We start from the raw sequence: 16,173 nt of genomic DNA, 5'->3' as shown, positions 1-16,173 counted from the left end.
TAATCCCCTCTCAAAGCGACTTTGAGGGCTGGCTGCCCGTTCGCGCTTCGGTGTTTAAGGTGAGTGACCCCTCGCACACCTCTTTAGTTTCCCGAAGTAACCATCGTCCTGTATAGTTGCCTAAGGCAAACAATGGAGGAGAGCTCAGAGCCATGGCAGTTGAGCCGGATACAGCAGCAGACCTCGTGTACAGGATCTTTGACCTGCAGCGCGTCGTGAAGTGCATTGCCGCCGCAAGTCTGCGGGGGAAGGACACGGGCGTCGCGCTGCAGGGTGTGCTCAGGTTCGTGGGGGAGGGGGAATCGCGCGCCACGCATCTGGCCGAACGGCTTGGCGTCAGCGCACCGGTTCTCAGCCGTCATATCGCGGACCTTGAAGACCAGGGCTACGTCATCCGGCGACCGGATCCCGACGACGGCCGGGCCCAGTTGGTCGCCTTGACGCAACCGGGCGTGGACAAACTCAGGCAGATCGAAGAGCAGCGCGCTGCCAAATTGCAGGAGTATCTCCAGGACTGGAGCCAGGAAGACGCCGAAGCTACGGCACGAACCCTGAAGAAGCTTTCTGAATCGCTCAAGCATTCAGCCCGGGCAAAGGCGGCCGGACCCATAACTACCACCCACACCTCCTAGGAGCAGATACATGGCAAGCCACGCCGCCGCACCGGCATCAACGGCCACCCGCCCAGCATCGTCACCACCCGCACCTGTCACGCCCCCGCCTGCAGGGGAGCCGGGGCAGGTGATGTCGCACCGGCAGATCATGGAAGCCCTGACCGGGCTCCTGGCCGCGTTCTTCACCGCCATCCTCAGCAGCACTATCGTGGCGAATGCGTTGCCAACCATCATGTCTGAGCTCAAGGGCACCCAGACTGATTTCGCCTGGGTCATCACTGCCGCGCTGCTGGCCAACGCAGCCACCACTCCCATCTGGGGCAAGCTCGCCGACCTGTTCAACAAGAAGGTCCTGGTCCAGCTCAGCATCGTCGTGTTTGTCGCGGGCTCCGTCATGGCGGGCCTGTCCGAGACCATCCCCTTGCTGCTGACTGCCCGGGTGATCCAGGGCGTAGCCATGGGCGGCCTCACTGCCTTGGCGCAGGCCATCATCGGTTCCATGATCCCGCCCCGGGACCGCGGGAAGTACTCAGGCTACATGGGCGGCGTGATGGCCGTTGGCACCGCCGGGGGCCCGCTTCTGGGCGGGTTCATCGTGGACAGCCCGCTGGGTTGGCGCTGGACCTTCTTTGTCTGCGTTCCGCTCGCCGTGGTGGCCCTGATCCTGCTCCAGATCACCTTGAAGGTTCCGCATGTCAGGCGCCCGGCGAAGATTGACTGGCTTGGTTCCATCCTGCTCACGTCAGGGGTCAGCCTCCTGCTGATCTGGGTGTCTTTCGCCGGCAACCCCGACTACTACGACTGGTGGTCCTGGGAGTCGGCGGCGATGGTGGGCGGCGGCGTCCTGCTGCTGGGGCTGCTGGTGCTGGTGGAGTCCAAGGTCCAGCAGCCGATCATTCCGCTCAAAATCATCTCCGAACGGACCACAGCCCTGGCCATCCTGGCATCGGTGGCAGTCGGAGTCGCCATGTTCGGTTCGTCGACATTCCTGGGCCAGTATTTCCAGGTAGCCCGCGGCGCCACCCCCACTGAAGCCGGCCTGCTGACACTGCCGATGATCGCGGGCAACCTCATTGGTTCCGTTGTCTCTGGCCAGCTGATCAGCCGCACGGGCAAATGGAAGCGGTACCTGGTTGCCGGTTCCTTCCTGCTGATCGCCGGACTCGGCTTGACCGGCACCATCGACCACACCACGGAACTCTGGGGGACAGGAATCTACACCGCGGTGCTCGGGCTGGGACTGGGCATGGTGATGCAGAACCTCGTCCTCGCCGTGCAGAACACCGTCAAGGCCTCTGACATCGGTACCGCCAGCGCATCGGTGGCCTTCTTCCGGTCAGTCGGCGGCGCGATTGGCGTGTCAGTCCTTGGGGCTATCCTCGGCTCACGCGTCACCCAATTGGCGAAAGAGGGCCTGGTTGCCGCCAATATCCCGGTGCAGGGCGACGCGTCCGGGGCCAGCATGGACCTGGTGGACCTCCCCGCACCCATCCGCGAGATCATGCGGGCGGCCTACGGGGATGCCACGGCACAGATCTTCCTGATTTCCGCCATCATCGCTGTGGTCGCGTTGATTTCTGTCCTCTTCATCAAGGAGAAGCCGCTCCGCCGGACCGTCGACATCCGGCCGGAGGCTGCAAGCAGCCCGGACGCGGACGCCGCCGGCAGCGGACCTTCCGACGTGCCGGAACCACTGGCATCCGCGGCAGCTCCTGCCGCTCGTTCGGCTGGACGTCCGACGACGGACCCCGCCTCAACAACCGACGTCGACGATATCGACCGGGAGTTTGTCGAGGTGCTGAGGCGGCAGGCCAGCAACGAAAGACGCTCGACGCTGACGTCCGCCGAGGTGGTACCGCTGATCATGGAGACCCAGAAACTGCTCGCCGAACAGCAACTCCAACTGTCCGCCGCAATGAGTGCCGTGCACCGGCAGGCCGAGGCCCAGCAGGTTATCGCGGACGAACAAGCCAAGGCGGCGTCCATGCTCAAGGCCATCGCAAAGGAACTTGGCAAGGAACGGAAACTGCAGAAGGCGGCCGCGCACTACCTGGCGGCCGGAGGCAAGCAGCACGGCACGGAGGACTCCGGAGCATAAAATCGGCACTCAGCCGGAGGCGGTTTGCCGGAGAGCAGAGTGGCTGGCGAGAAAAAGTACTCCGATTGGATGATCTTTTGCCACGGACGTTTCGCTGGAGCTAAGGATTTCGTAGAGTGGGAAGGCTAAGAATGTCAGCCCTCGCTGTTACTACTTACTCTCACCAATCGCGCTCTCTTCCTAAGGACCCGTGGGCATGCTTCTCACCCTCATACGGCGCTACTCCAAGCCGTATATGCCGTACATCGTGGCCGTCATTCTTTTCCAGCTGGCGTCCACCATTGCTGCTCTTTACCTCCCCAGCTTGAACGCCCAGATCATCGACGAAGGCGTCTCCCGTGGGGACACGGACTTCATCTGGCGCACCGGAGGCGTGATGCTCCTGGTTGCCTTCGTCCAGGTGGGCACCGCCATTGCCGGTGTTTACTTCGGATCCAAGACAGCCATGGCCGTGGGGCGGGACCTGCGGCGAGGCGTGTTCCGCAAGGTCACCAGTTTCTCCGCCAAGGACGTCAACACCTTCGGCGCGCCCACCCTCATCACCCGAGGCACCAATGACGTCCAGCAGGTCCAGATGCTGGTGCTGATGGGGCTGAACTTCATGGTGGCCACGCCGATCATGTGCATCGGCGGCATCATCATGGCGCTCCGGGAGGACATCAGCCTGTCCTGGCTGGTGTGGGTCTCCGTTCCGCTCCTGATCGTGGTGGTCGGGTACCTGGTGGTCAGGCTCATGCCACTGTTCCGTTCCATGCAGAAGAAGATCGACGGCATCAACGCCGTCCTGCGGGAACAGATCATCGGGATCAGGGTGGTCCGCGCCTTTGTCCGGGAGCCGTACGAAACCGAACGTTTCGGCGAGGCCAACAAGGAACTGACTGACGTCTCCTTGAAGATCGGCTCCCTGTTTGTCCTGATGTTCCCCGCGATCGGCATGATCCTGCACCTGTCCACGGCCGCCGTACTGTGGTTCGGCGGGCAGCGCGTTGACTCCGGCGACATGCAGGTGGGGTCCCTGACGGCCTTCCTTCAGTACCTCCTGCAGATCCTCATCGCCGTCATGATGGGCACGTTTATGGCCATGATGATCCCGCGGGCCTCGGTCTGTGCGGACCGTATCGGCGAGGTGCTCGACGTCGAACCCTCCATCCATGACCCGGAAATGCCCGAGGCTCCAGCCGCGCTTGCCGGTGTTGTGGAGTACCGGAACGTCACGTTCGCCTACCCCGGCGCCGAATCGCCCGTGCTCAGCAACATCAGCTTTACCGCCAAGCCCGGGGAGACCTTGGCCATCATCGGATCAACAGGTGCCGGCAAAACCTCCCTGCTTTCCCTGCTGCCGAGGCTGTATGACGTTGCCGAAGGCGAGGTCCTCCTGGACGGTGTCCCGGTCAGCAAGCTGGACCGGGCCGACATCACCAAGCGCGTGGCCCTGGTTCCGCAAAGGCCCTACCTCTTCTCCGGCACCATCGAGCACAACCTGCGCTTCGGCAAGACCGAAGCAACTGACCAGGAGCTGTGGGACGCCCTGCGCGTGGCACAGGGCGAGGACTTTGTCCGCGAAAAGAAGAACGGCCTGAACGCCCGCATTGCGCAGGGTGGAACCAATGTCTCCGGTGGCCAGCGACAGCGGCTCTGCATCGCACGTGCCCTGGTCACCACGCCCAAGGTGTACCTTTTTGACGATTCATTTTCAGCCTTGGACGTGGCCACAGATGCCCGGCTCCGGGCCGCGCTGAAGCCGGTCAGCGCAGACGCCACCGTGATCATCGTGGCCCAGCGGATCTCCACCATCACCGAGGCGGACCAGATTCTGGTGCTGGACAACGGCAGGATCGTGGACAGGGGCACTCACGAGGAGCTGCTGGAAACCTCGCCTACCTATCAGGAAATTGTTGAATCCCAGCTGAGCGTGGAGGAAATGGCATGAGCGGCCACAAGAAGGACTCGACAACGGCTGAGGAAACAGCGGCAACACCAATGGAGGTCCTGGAGGACGACGATTTCGTCGAGGAGGAGTACAAGCCCTCTGAAGCTGACGGGGATATGTTCGGAGGCATGCCGGCCAAAAAGGCTGAGCACTTCTGGCCCTCTGCCAAGCGGCTGATAGGTCTCCTGAAGCCTGAGGCACTCGGCATCTACGCCGTGGTGGCCCTGGTGGTGGTCTCCGTTGTCCTGAACGTCATCGCCCCCAAGATCCTGGGCCAGGCAATGGATGTCATCTTCGGCGGGGTAGTCGGCAAACAGCTGCCGGCCGGCGCAAGCAAGGACGAGTTCGTCGCCGGCCTGCGCCAGCAAGGCCAGGATAACTTCGCCGACATGGTCTCCCGGATGGAACTCGTGCCGGGCACCGGGATCAACTTCCAGAAGCTCACAGTCCTCATTTCCATCGTGCTGCTGATGTACTTCGTGGCGAACATCTTCCTGTGGTTGCAGGGCTACGTCTTGAACCGCCTTGTCATGAAGGTGATCCGGCGGCTCCGGGACGATACTGAAAAGAAGCTGAACCGGCTGCCGCTCAACTACTTCGACACCCGCCAGCGCGGCGATGTCCTGTCCCGGGTGACGAACGATGTCGACAACGTCCAGCAGGCGCTCCAGCAGGCCTTCGCGCAGCTGATCAGTTCGCTCCTGACGGTCGTCGGCATTGTGATCATGATGTTCATCGTGTCCTGGCAACTGGCGCTCATCGCCCTGGTAGCCCTTCCGCTGTCCGGCGTCGCGGCCGGGATTATTGGCTCGCGCAGCCAAAAGCTCTTCGCGGCGCAGTGGAAAAATACCGGTGCGCTGAACGGCCAGATCGAGGAATCTTTCTCCGGACACGACCTGGTGCGGGTCTTCGGCCGCGACGCCGACATGCTGGAACGCTTTGAGGAACGCAACGAGGAACTATACAAGGCCAGCTTCGGAGCGCAGTTCGTCTCCGGCATCATCTTCCCCGTGATGCAGTTCGTCTCGTACCTCAGCTACGTGGGCATTGCCGTAGTTGGCGGCCTGCGGGTGGCGTCGGGCTCCATGTCCCTGGGCGACGCCACCGCCTTCATCCAATACTCACGCGAGTTCACCCAGCCGCTGGGCCAGATGGCGGGCATGGCAAACATGCTCCAGTCCGGTGTGGCTTCCTCGGAGCGGGTGTTCGAATTCCTGGACGCGGATGAGCAGGACGCCGAAACCGCCTCTGAGCATCTGCCGGCCAAGACGGACGGGCATGTGGAATTCAGGGACGTCACTTCAGCTACACAGAGGACAAGCCGCTGATCGAGAACCTCTCCTTTACCGCCGAGCCCGGCCACACCGTAGCCATTGTCGGGCCCACAGGGGCCGGCAAAACCACCCTGGTGAACCTGGTGATGCGCTTCTACGAGCTCAACTCCGGATCCATCACCCTGGACGGGGTGGATGTCACGCACCTGAGCAGGGCGGAGCTCCGGGCCAAGGTGGGAATGGTGCTACAGGACGCCTGGCTGTTCGGCGGCTCCATCTACGACAACATCCGTTACGGCAATCTGGACGCCACCGAGGAACAGGTCATGGCGGCCGCCAAGGCCACCTTCGTGGACCGTTTTGTGCGCGGCCTGCCGGAAGGCTACAACACCGTGATCGACGAGGAAGGAAATAACGTCAGCGCCGGTGAAAAGCAGCTCATCACCATCGCCCGCGCATTCGTGGCCAACCCGTCGCTGCTCATCCTGGACGAGGCCACCAGTTCTGTGGACACCCGGACGGAACTCCTGGTGCAGAAGGCCATGGCCGCGCTGCGGACGGACCGCACCAGCTTTGTGATCGCCCACCGGCTGTCCACCATCCGCGATGCCGACACCATCCTGGTGATGGAGAACGGCAAGATCGTGGAACAGGGCAACCACAAGACGCTGCTCGCGGCTGAAGGCGCCTACTACCGCCTCTACATGTCCCAGTTCTCTGGTTCCAACGTTGAAGAAACCACTGTGGACGATTCGACGGCGGTGCACAGCTGAGCGGGCAGGGCGCCGGTGCCACGGTGCCTGGACAGCAGACGGACCATCGGCGCATCGAGGTTCTGGTTCCCATGCGCTGGGGAGACATGGACGCCTATGGGCACATCAACAACGTCCAGATTGTCCGGATGCTTGAGGAGGCGCGGATCGCGGCATTCGGTCCGCCCCGCGGTGCCGGCCTGCCCGGCATTGAGCCGGAGGTGTCCCTCTTCAACGACGTTCCGGAGGGCACCCTGGCCCTGGTGGTGGACCACAAGATCCGCTACGTCAGGACGCTGGAGTACCGCAACGTCCCGGCAGTGGTCCAGGTGTGGATCGGCGCGGTGAAGGGTGCCAGCTTCGACATCCACTACCTGCTGCAGGATCCGGTCACGAGGGAGGACTGCGTCAGGGCCAGCAGCCATTTGGCGTTTGTGGACGAGGCCAGCGGCAGGGTCCAGCGGCTGACCCCGCAGCAAAAAGAGCGGATCGCGCCGTTCACGGTGTGAGTTCGTCAGACCGTTGCACTGGCAGGGCATACACCCGAAACTGAGAACCTGGACTAAGGAGATTGAACCATGGCCAAGAAAACCTGGAAGGAAATGTCGCCGGCGGCACGGGCGGGGACGGTGGCAGTTGGAATTGCGCAAGTGTCGCTCATGCTGGCTGCCCAGCGGGATATCTCGCGGCGGCCGGCGGAGCTGATCAACGGGCCGAAGGCGGCCTGGCGGCTGGCTGCCCTGATTAACTTTATTGGGCCCATGGGCTACTTCGTGTTTGGCCGCAAGAGGCCAGCGGAGGTCAAGTAAGCAGTCAAGGAGTTGACCGGCTTGCTCCACAGCTTTGGAGCGGACGCCCAGCTTGAGCCTGTAAATTTGATCCATGACCCTTGCCCCAAAAACAGCCTTGACCCGCGCCCTCGGTATCTCCCGGGAGATCGAAGACGCGGCCTGGTTTGTGCTCGGGCCGGGTTTGCAAGGCAAGCCCTCAGCTCTGGACGACCGTACCTTGACATGGACTGCGGAGGCCGCGGCCGAGCTGCTGGAACGTCTGGAACGGGGCGTTCCGGACCCCAAGGCACCCATGATGACCAACCTCCGCGAGAACCTCCAGGACGCCTCGCGCGCGGCCAAACAGCTGGCCGTCGAGCTGCTCTTCCTGCAGTCGTTGCCGTTGGCCCACGAGGTCAAGTCGCTTAAGGTCAAACGGGCTCGGGTGGCCGAGGCAGCGTCATGGCTGGAGCCGCCGCTGGAACTGCCCGAGGAACTGTACAAAGGCATGACGGACCATGGCGTGATCCGTGACCGCACCGCCGAATTCAACTGGACCATCTGGGACCACCTCAAGTGGCTGTGCCGGTTCGTCCAGCACGTCGACCAGCAGATCCCTTCAGCCGTCATCAACGCGCTCAAGGACCCGCTGAAGTTCCATGAGCTCGCGGCAGGTACCCCAGGCGACCAGCCAGCGATCCGCCGCAGCATCGAGTACCTCGCCTGGCCCAGTTACTTCGAGCCAGTGGTGGCCGACGTCGAGCGCCAGGAGATCCGGGACGCCTTCGCCTCGCTGGTGGGTGGGGCCAGAGGCGACAGCGATGAGGACGTGACGGCTGACATCCACCGCATCCGCCGCCACCTGGACGAACAGGCCGGCCAGCGCATCGACTGGTACGCACGCCAGCTGGTGAGTCAGTGGCGCAAGGTGGGGGATCCCGGACGCCGCGCCTGGCTGCTGCGCACGCACAGTGACAACACCGAGCTGCTGGCAGCCTGGCAGGGCGAGGAAAAGGTGACCCTCGACGTCGAACACCTTCGCCTGCTCGACCCCGGAGTCACTGCCGGCCTGGTGCAGCACGCCGTGGATGAGGACTACAAGCACCTGGGCTACGTGGAGCGCGAGGACACCAAGACGGCGGTGTTTGCCTTCCTGACCGTCATGAAGCCCGGCGACCTGGTGCTCTACCAGCACTCCGGCACTGTCCGCCTCGGCGTGGTGCTGGGGGAGCCCGAACACAACGACGACAACCGGCGGATGCGCCGCAAGGTGCGCTGGTTCGACGAAGGTCACACCACCACAGACCTGCCTAGGCATGTCCAGCGCCAGCTTGCCACTCCGGGAATCATTGTGGACGTCACACGGGTGGTGCAGGCCCTGCAGGCGCTCCTTCCGGCCGAGGCGGAACCGGAAGACGACGACGCCGGTGAGGCCGCCGCCGTCGTCCATCCTGTCCAGGAGGGCTTCAGCCCGCTCACCCGTGAGTTCGCTGAGTCGCTTCACATGGATCTTGAGCCGCTGCAGGAGATCGCCGAACTGCTTGAGGAAAACCGCCAGTTGGTCCTTTACGGTCCGCCCGGAACCGGCAAGACCTATCTGGCCAAACACCTCGCCGCAGAACTGGCCGATGACAGCACCGACGAGCGCGTGAAACTCGTGCAGTTCCACCCGTCATACGCTTATGAGGACTTCTTCGAGGGCTACCGGCCCGACAAGACGGACGAAGGACAGGTGTCCTTCAAGCTGGTGGCAGGGCCGCTGCGCAGGCTCGCCGAGGAAGCCGCCAAGCCCGGCAATGAAAATAAGCCGTACTTCCTGATCATCGACGAGATGAACCGCGCCAACCTGGCCAAGGTGTTCGGCGAGCTCTACTTCCTGCTGGAATACCGGGATGACCGGATCTACCTGCAGTACAGCCCCAACGAGCCATTCACCCTGCCGGACAACCTCTACATCATCGGCACCATGAACACAGCCGACAGGTCCATCGCCATGATGGATGCTGCCATCCGCCGACGTTTTGCCTTCATCGAGCTGCATCCACAGACGGAACCGGTGAAGGGCTCATTGTTGCGCTTCCTGCAGGCCCGCCAACTGGACACCACCCCGGCGCTGCTGCTCGACGCGCTGAATGCGGCCATTGATGAATGGGACCGGGACCTGATGATCGGACCCTCCTACTTCATGAAGCCCGCCGCCCAGACGCCGGGCGGCCTGAGGCGGATCTGGAAATACGAGCTCATGCCGCTGCTGGAGGAGCACTATCACGGACAACTGACCCGGGCGCAGCTTGAGGAACGCTTCGGGCTGGACCAGTTGCTGGGACGCCTTGCGTCCGGGTAGCCCTGGATCCGGCGGCCCTGCCTCGGCCGTCAGGCACCTGGTCCTGGACGAGCTGTCCGGCGGAATCGTGGAGAAGCTGGACCCTGCCAGCGCGGCGTTCCTCAACTCAAGCGGCCTGGCGAAAGCGTCGCCGATAGGTATGGGCCTGCATCGGATCGAACCGGTAGGCAAAGTGGGTTCGGTCCGGACGGCCAGCGTGCAGCTGGACGTCAGGCCCAAGGACCGGCTGGGGCTCAGCCGGCTCCTGTTCCTCCTCAGCTACGCCGGCAATCAGGGCTTCCGGCCCGATTCCGTCGCCGCCGTCGAGGAACGCGAACTCTGGAGCGCGCTGGCCGAATCGCTGGCACAACTCGCCGAACGTGCCCTGGGCCGCGGCGTCATGCAGGGCTACCTCAACGTGGACGAGTCCCTCCGCACCGTCAAGGGCAGGATCCGCATCTCCGACCAGATCTCCCGCCGCCCCGGCATGCTGGTGCCATTGGAAGTGTCCTACGACGAGTTCACGGAGGACATCGCCGAAAACCGGATCCTTCGGGCCGCGCTGGAACGCATGAGCCAGGTGCCGCGCGTACGGCCCGAAGTTTTGAGCCGCCTGCGGCAACTCAGGGGAAAGCTCGACGCCGTCACCCGCCTGCCGGCAGGCGCTCCCCTCCCGCCGTGGAAAGCCAGCCGGATGAACGTCCGCTATCAACCGGTGCTCCGCCTGGCGGAGCTGATTTTGCGTAATGCTTCCGCCGAAGCCGGCGACGGCCGCCAGCAGACGGCGTCGTTCGTAGTGGACATGGCACAGGTGTTCCAGGACTTTGTCGGGAGCGCCCTCCGCGAAGCTATGGCGGCGTACCCGGGTGAGCTGCGGTTGCGGTACAACGCCATCCTGAGTGAGGCCGTCCGGGATTCTGACCGGCTCTCCGTGCGCCCGGATGCGGTGCACCTGCTGGGCGGACGCCCGGTGGTGGTCTACAACACCAAGTACAAGGCGGCATCGGATCTGGGCGCGTCCTTGACCGCGGACCATTACCAGATCCTGGCACACTGCACCGCCCTGAGGGTGCCGACAGCGTGGCTGGTTTATGCTGGCGCGGGCGAGGTGAAGCTTCGGCGCATCCTTAACACAGACATTGACATCGTTGAGTTTCCGCTGGATCTGTCCCGGCCCCCAGCTGAAATCCTGGCTGCCGTCGCGGACCTTGCCGGGCAGTCCTGGGGCGACGTGGTCCGCCAGGCCGCCCCGGTCAAGTGAGCTGGGCCTAGACCGGTACCCGGAAGGTAAACGTCGTTCCCTGGCCCAACGCACTGTCCACCTCAATGGTGCCGCCGTGAGCCTCCACAATGGCCTTGCTGATGGGCAGGCCCAGACCTACCCCCGGTATGTTCGTCCGGCGCACGTTGCTGGTGCGGAAGAATTTGGTGAAGACCTCAGCCTGATCATCGGCGCTCATGCCCATGCCGGTGTCCCTGACTTGGCAGGTCAGGCGGCCCTCCTGCGCCTCTAGGGATACCAGCACATTGCCGCCCTCGGGCGAGTACTTGATGGCATTGGAAACCAGGTTATCCAAAACCTGGGAGATGCGGGCGCCGTCCACATGGGCATCCAGCCGCTCCGGCGTCGCAGCCTCCAGCGCCACGTGCGAGGCCGCAGCCTTGGGCATGGCCGCTGACACGCTCGCTCGGACCAGCTCGGCCACATCAACGGCCTCGGGTGTCACGATCAGCTGGCCGTTCCTACTTGCCAGCAGATCAGAGACCAGGGTCAGTAGCCGCTCTGAGTTCCGCCGCACGATCTCCAGCGAGTGCCGTTGGTGCTCCGCAAGATCGTCATCCATCAGGATTTCCACATAGCCCAGGATGGACGTCAGGGGAGTCCTGAATTCATGGGACACGTTGGAGACGAAGTCATCCTTGGCCTCAAGGGCGTTCACCAGATCCGTCACGTCACTGAATACGACCACTGAACCGGCGAACCCGCCGTCGGGCTCCTTCATGGCGCGTGCCGTAGTGGTGATGGCACGCTGCTCGCTTCCCGAGCCTAACCAGACGAGGTAGTCCGTGAAGGTCTCGCCCAGTACGGCCCGGCGCACTGGCCGTTCTTCCACGGGGACCGGCGTGGTGCGGTCTGCAGCGAAGACCAGCAACTGGGACTCGTTGGGATCCTCGATGTCCTTCGGTCTGGCGAGTTCATGGTTAGCGCGCTGCTTGCGGTTCATCAGTACGTCGTGACCGTCGGCGTCGACAGCAAGCACGCCCAGGTGGACCGTGTCCAGGATGGTATTCAGCAGCGACTCGTGCCGCTTGCTCCTGCGCAGGCTGTCCAGGAGTTGCTGGTCCTTCTCCTCCAGGACTTGTTGCTGCCGTGCCATGCTCATCGTCAGCACAGTCACGGACACCCCGATCCCCAGCATCATCACGGGAAGGAGTAACGAACGCGCCAAACTGGGCCCGGATATGTCTCCCCGGATGAAGAGGGGCACCCAAATGATTGCCAGCGGCCCAAGGAAGGAGAGACACAGGGCAGCACGTGGGTAGAAGCCCGAGGCGCACAGCCAGATTACGGGGAAAACCGCGAGCAGGCTGATGCCCGTCAGCCCGTCCTGTCCGCCTTCCCTTCCCAGCGCGATCGAGATGAAGTCCAGCAGCGGCAGAACGAGGAAGCTGGTGTACGGCAGGCGCTCCCATGGCACTGCATAGCAAAGGACCATGATCGAAAGCTGGGAGACCAGGAACGCAATAAACAGCGGGTGGCCCATGCTGACTGGGAAGAACGCAGCGACGAGGATTGCCGTCAGCACCGTGGTGACGAAAAGTGGCATCTGGCTCAGGGCAACCCGGTCCGTCAGCCGGTATTCGTGGAACTGCCGGCGGAAAAACCTCAGTCTGCCGGAGGGCTTCGCTACAGGCTTAGTCATGGATACGTGCCTGGGACGCCGGATAATCGAGTTGCATACCAGCAGGATATCGGCAGCCAGCTATACTTCTCACGAGTAGGGCTGGCTGAGGGGGCTGCGATGAGTGAAGCACGTGTAGGTCTGGTAATCGAGGACGATCAGGACATCCGGGAATTGGTACGTACGGTGCTGAGCCAGGCAGGCTTTCAGGTATCGGTTGCGGCCAGCGGCGCCGAGGGGGTTCTGGCTGCGAAAAACCTGAACCCCGACGTGATAACGCTGGATCTGGGATTGCCAGATATTGACGGTTTTGAAGTCTCACGCCAGATCCGCGAATTTTCCGACGCCTACATCGTGATGCTGACGGCCCGGGCTGACGAGCTGGACACGCTGATTGGCCTGGAGTCCGGTGCCGACGATTACCTCACCAAGCCCTTCCGACCCAGGGAACTGCGGGCCCGGGTGGCTGCCATGATGCGCCGGCCCCGCTTAGTCCCGGACCCTGCTCCTCATTCCGTACCCGCGGAGGCGGCAGCGCAGGGCGGACAAAGGGTCACGGGGAGCGGGAATTACAGCCATAACGGGTTGGTCCTTAGCTATGCGTCGCGCTCGGTGGCTGTGGATGGCCAGGAACTGAACCTGACCCGGACAGAGTTTGAACTCCTGTACGCCCTCCTGGAGGCGGGGCGGACGGTCCGGACCAAATCGGATCTGGTGCGGCGCCTCCGCGACGAGGACTACGACGTCGGCAGTTACATCAGCGAAGCGGATGAACGTTCCGTGGAAGTCCACATGGGAAACCTGCGCAAGAAGCTCGGGGATTCGCCCCAGCGTCCTCGATGGCTCCAGACGGTGCGCGGCGTAGGTTATCGGCTGGCTCCCGAGGAGCGCTGAGCCTCGAGCCTGTGAAGGGTTTGCTTGCTGCAATGGTCGATCGGTTTCAGGTACATGGCCGCTAACCGGGGCAGGCCCACTGTCGGATCGCCCAGCTGGGATTCGTTTCGAATGGCGCCTTCCAAGTCCATGGCCAGGCCAGCAAGCCGCTCGGCCCCGACCATCTGGCTGGAGGTCTTCAGGCTGAGGACCGCGTCGACGGTTCCGTCCAGGTCCCCTGTTGTCAGCGCGAGCCGCAGCTTTCCTATCCTGGCGGGCAGCAGTTCGATGAACTTCCCAACGAAAACTGTGAAATAGCCCTCGTCCTGGTCCAGTTCCTCAAGCAGCCGGTCCAGCACGGACTGGTCCACCAGCGGCCGTCCGGAGTCGTCGGGCTGTGTCATGATCCTCCTTTCCGCTGGCCTCCTCCGCCCCAGCAAGGGGGGTTGTGAGCTGAGGCATTCGTCAGTCTTCAGGTTAGGTCTGTTCTCCTGACCGGCATCGGCTGCGGAGAAGTAGTGCGGCTTTCTTGGGGAGACTGCGGGTTTTACATCGGCAGTCCGGACGGGCCACCCGATCTAATCTTCGGGTCGAGGCCTCAATAAGGGCGGGCGTAAATGGTAAAGATTGCCTCAATTTCCGCGGTACTTTGCTTGTGCGTCCAGGAACTGTTCCAGTTGGATTTCCAGCGCGGATGCGTCCTTCAACTCGCATTCCCACACTGTAAGAACTTCCCAGCCGGCCTCTTGGAGCCGACGGCGCTGATCGGCATCGCGGGTTTTCGTCCGGGTGCGCTTTGCCTCCCAGAACACAGCGTTTGCTTTCGGGGCGTGCTGGCCCACCCTGCAATCGTGGAAATGCCAAAAGCAGCCGTTGACGAAGATGACCTTGCGGCGGCCAGCGAAAACCAGGTCCGGATTACCGGGCAGGCGGGCCTTGCCGGCTTTGCCGTGCAGGCGGTACCGGTATCCTTTGGCATGGAGGAGCCGGCGGACCAACAACTCGGGCTTGGTGTTCTTGCCCCTGATCCTGGACATGTTCCAGCTGCGCCGCTCGGGAGTCAGCCTGTCCGCCATATTTCCAGTCTAGGAGCTCCAGTTTCAGCGCTCCGGCTGTTCGTGCCGCGCGTGCCGGTAATCTCAGGCTGTCGTGACCCCGTGCCGTGAACAGCTAGCCCACCAGCCCAAGGGAGACACCTGGACCTTCAGACGCCGCCCACAGAGCCGGCAATACCGCGGCGGTTCGAGTTGGAGCCGTGCGCTGCACAGCTGGTGAGCGTCCGACGGCGCTGCCCCGGCGCCGCCGGGCGTCTCACCGCAGTGCCCGCAGTAGGTGATACCAGCGGCAACTTGGCTCCTGGGACTCCCGTTCACAGCGTCTTCTGGAGTTCCTTGATCGGCATATTCAGTTCCACCAGGAGGTTCAGGTCAGCGGTCGCCGGGCGCCCCAGGGTGGTGAGGTAATTGCCGACTATGACTGCGTTGATGCCGCCGAGCAGGCCTTCGCGGGTGCCAAGGTCACCCAGGGTCAGCTCGCGTCCGCCCGCATAGCGCAGCACTGTGCGGGGCATGGCGAGCCTGAAGGCCGCGATGGCGCGGAGGGCATCCTTGCCGTCCATGATGCCTTGATTTTCCAGGGGAGTTCCGGGGCGCGGGTTGAGGAAGTTCAGCGGGACCTCATGCGGTTCGAGGGCTGCGAGCTGGGCTGCCAGTTCGGCCCGCTGCTCCAGGGACTCGCCCATGCCGATCAGGGCGCCGCAGCAGAGTTCCATGCCGGCGTCCTTCACCATCGCGCAAGTCTCCAGGCGTTCCTCGTAGCTGTGCGTCGTGACCACTTGTGGAAAGTAGCTGCGGGCTGTTTCCAGGTTGTGGTTGTAACGGTGTACGCCCCAGCTGTCGAGCTGGTCCACCTGCCGCTGTGTCAGCATGCCCAGGGAGCATGCGATGTTGATGTCCACTTCTTCGTTGATGCGGTCGATCGCGAACTTGATCTGGTTCATCAGCTTGATGTCCGGGCCGCGGACCGCTGCCACGATGCAGAACTCGGTGGCGCCCGTGGCTGCGGTCTCTTTCGCGGCCCTGACCAGCGCGGGAATATCCAGCCAGACGCCACGGACAGGGCTATCGAAAAGGCCAGACTGGCTGCAGAAATGACAGTCCTCGGGGCAGCCGCCGGTCTTGATGGAGATGATGCCCTCCACTTCAACGTCCTCGCCGCAGTGCTTCAGCCGGACCTCGTGGGCCAGCTGCAGGGCCGCCGGAACCGCATGGTCCGGGAGCCTGAGGATGTCCAGGAGTTGGCTTTCAGAGAGACCGATGCCTTGCTCGAGTACCTGCATCCGGGCGGTTTCGAGAATGGCGTGCCGGCTCACCTGCGGTTCTGCCTGTATCGTCATCGATCCTCTTTCATCGGGTTGGGTGGGACCTCCCTTTGACGGTAGTCCGGCGCTTCGTGGCGGTTTTTGTGGAATGGCTACAAGGGCGTCCGTCCCCGTTTGGTCGAAGTAGGGCCCACCGCTTCACAGCTGTGTCAATCCTTAACGCGGCCGAAACAAGGCCGTGACCCATCTGTCGTTCCTGCCGGTTAGCCTCGCAAAGAGACGTTACGAAAACCATGCTTCAGCAACGAAAGCGACG

The 16,173-nt window shown here is 63.2% G+C and carries 12 protein-coding genes and 1 pseudogene; 9 read left to right on the top strand and 4 right to left on the bottom strand.

The features are described 5' to 3' along the window. Positions 1-152: 152 nt before the first annotated feature. From J7E83_RS13290 to J7E83_RS13255, 8 genes and pseudogenes are all read left to right on the top strand, one after another. Positions 153-632, top strand: a complete 480-nt coding sequence (locus tag J7E83_RS13290; protein WP_214962808.1) for a MarR family winged helix-turn-helix transcriptional regulator — start codon at positions 153-155, stop codon at positions 630-632. 10 nt (positions 633-642) lie between these two features. Continuing rightward, on the top strand, positions 643-2,712 hold the full coding sequence (locus tag J7E83_RS13285; protein ID WP_214962807.1) for an MDR family MFS transporter: 2,070 nt from the start codon (positions 643-645) through the stop codon (positions 2,710-2,712). A gap of 196 nt (positions 2,713-2,908) precedes the next feature. Beyond that, positions 2,909-4,642: an ABC transporter ATP-binding protein gene (locus J7E83_RS13280; RefSeq protein WP_214962806.1), complete on the top strand. Its 1,734-nt coding sequence runs from the start codon at positions 2,909-2,911 to the stop codon at positions 4,640-4,642. After that, positions 4,639-6,689, top strand: a pseudogene (locus J7E83_RS13275) (ABC transporter ATP-binding protein). The gene J7E83_RS13280 and the pseudogene J7E83_RS13275 overlap by 4 nt, the downstream one beginning before the upstream one ends. Before the next feature lie 71 nt (positions 6,690-6,760). Beyond that, complete coding sequence (locus J7E83_RS13270) at positions 6,761-7,177, top strand: thioesterase family protein (protein ID WP_214963025.1); 417 nt, start codon at positions 6,761-6,763, stop codon at positions 7,175-7,177. 69 nt (positions 7,178-7,246) lie between these two features. Further along, on the top strand, positions 7,247-7,477 hold the full coding sequence (locus J7E83_RS13265; protein WP_214962805.1) for a PLDc N-terminal domain-containing protein: 231 nt from the start codon (positions 7,247-7,249) through the stop codon (positions 7,475-7,477). A 73-nt stretch (positions 7,478-7,550) separates the two neighbouring features. After that, the gene (locus J7E83_RS13260) at positions 7,551-9,782 is read left to right on the top strand and encodes an McrB family protein (RefSeq protein ID WP_214962803.1); all 2,232 of its coding nucleotides are present in this window, start codon (positions 7,551-7,553) and stop codon (positions 9,780-9,782) included. After that, positions 9,769-11,022: an McrC family protein gene (locus J7E83_RS13255; RefSeq protein WP_251043838.1), complete on the top strand. Its 1,254-nt coding sequence runs from the start codon at positions 9,769-9,771 to the stop codon at positions 11,020-11,022. The genes J7E83_RS13260 and J7E83_RS13255 overlap by 14 nt, the downstream gene beginning before the upstream one ends. Positions 11,023-11,029: 7 nt before the next feature. Here J7E83_RS13255 and J7E83_RS13250 read toward each other — a convergent pair whose 3' ends face one another. Then, entirely contained in the window at positions 11,030-12,685 is a 1,656-nt protein-coding gene (locus tag J7E83_RS13250) for an ATP-binding protein (protein WP_214962802.1), read from the bottom strand. Positions 12,686-12,784: 99 nt separating this feature from the next. On the opposite strand from J7E83_RS13250, the gene J7E83_RS13245 reads away from it, so the two are divergent. Next, positions 12,785-13,558 (top strand): response regulator transcription factor, encoded by a 774-nt coding sequence (locus J7E83_RS13245; RefSeq protein WP_214962800.1) that lies wholly within the window; start codon positions 12,785-12,787, stop codon positions 13,556-13,558. On the opposite strand, the gene J7E83_RS13240 is transcribed toward J7E83_RS13245, so the two are convergent. From J7E83_RS13240 to bioB, 3 genes are all read right to left on the bottom strand, one after another. After that, complete coding sequence (locus J7E83_RS13240; RefSeq protein ID WP_214962798.1) at positions 13,531-13,941, bottom strand: Hpt domain-containing protein; 411 nt, start codon at positions 13,939-13,941, stop codon at positions 13,531-13,533. The genes J7E83_RS13245 and J7E83_RS13240 overlap by 28 nt on opposite strands. 228 nt (positions 13,942-14,169) lie before the next feature. Next, entirely contained in the window at positions 14,170-14,613 is a 444-nt protein-coding gene (locus J7E83_RS13235) for a very short patch repair endonuclease (protein ID WP_214962796.1), read from the bottom strand. Positions 14,614-14,906: 293 nt separating this feature from the next. After that, the gene (bioB, locus tag J7E83_RS13230) at positions 14,907-15,932 is read right to left on the bottom strand and encodes a biotin synthase BioB (protein ID WP_214962794.1); all 1,026 of its coding nucleotides are present in this window, start codon (positions 15,930-15,932) and stop codon (positions 14,907-14,909) included. Positions 15,933-16,173 lie beyond the last annotated feature (241 nt).

This window comes from Arthrobacter sp. ISL-48 (assembly GCF_018613805.1).
In the GTDB taxonomy this organism is placed as follows: domain Bacteria; phylum Actinomycetota; class Actinomycetes; order Actinomycetales; family Micrococcaceae; genus Arthrobacter.
Note: the sequence above shows the minus strand (reverse complement) of the source record. Positions and strands in the feature narration are given on the sequence as shown.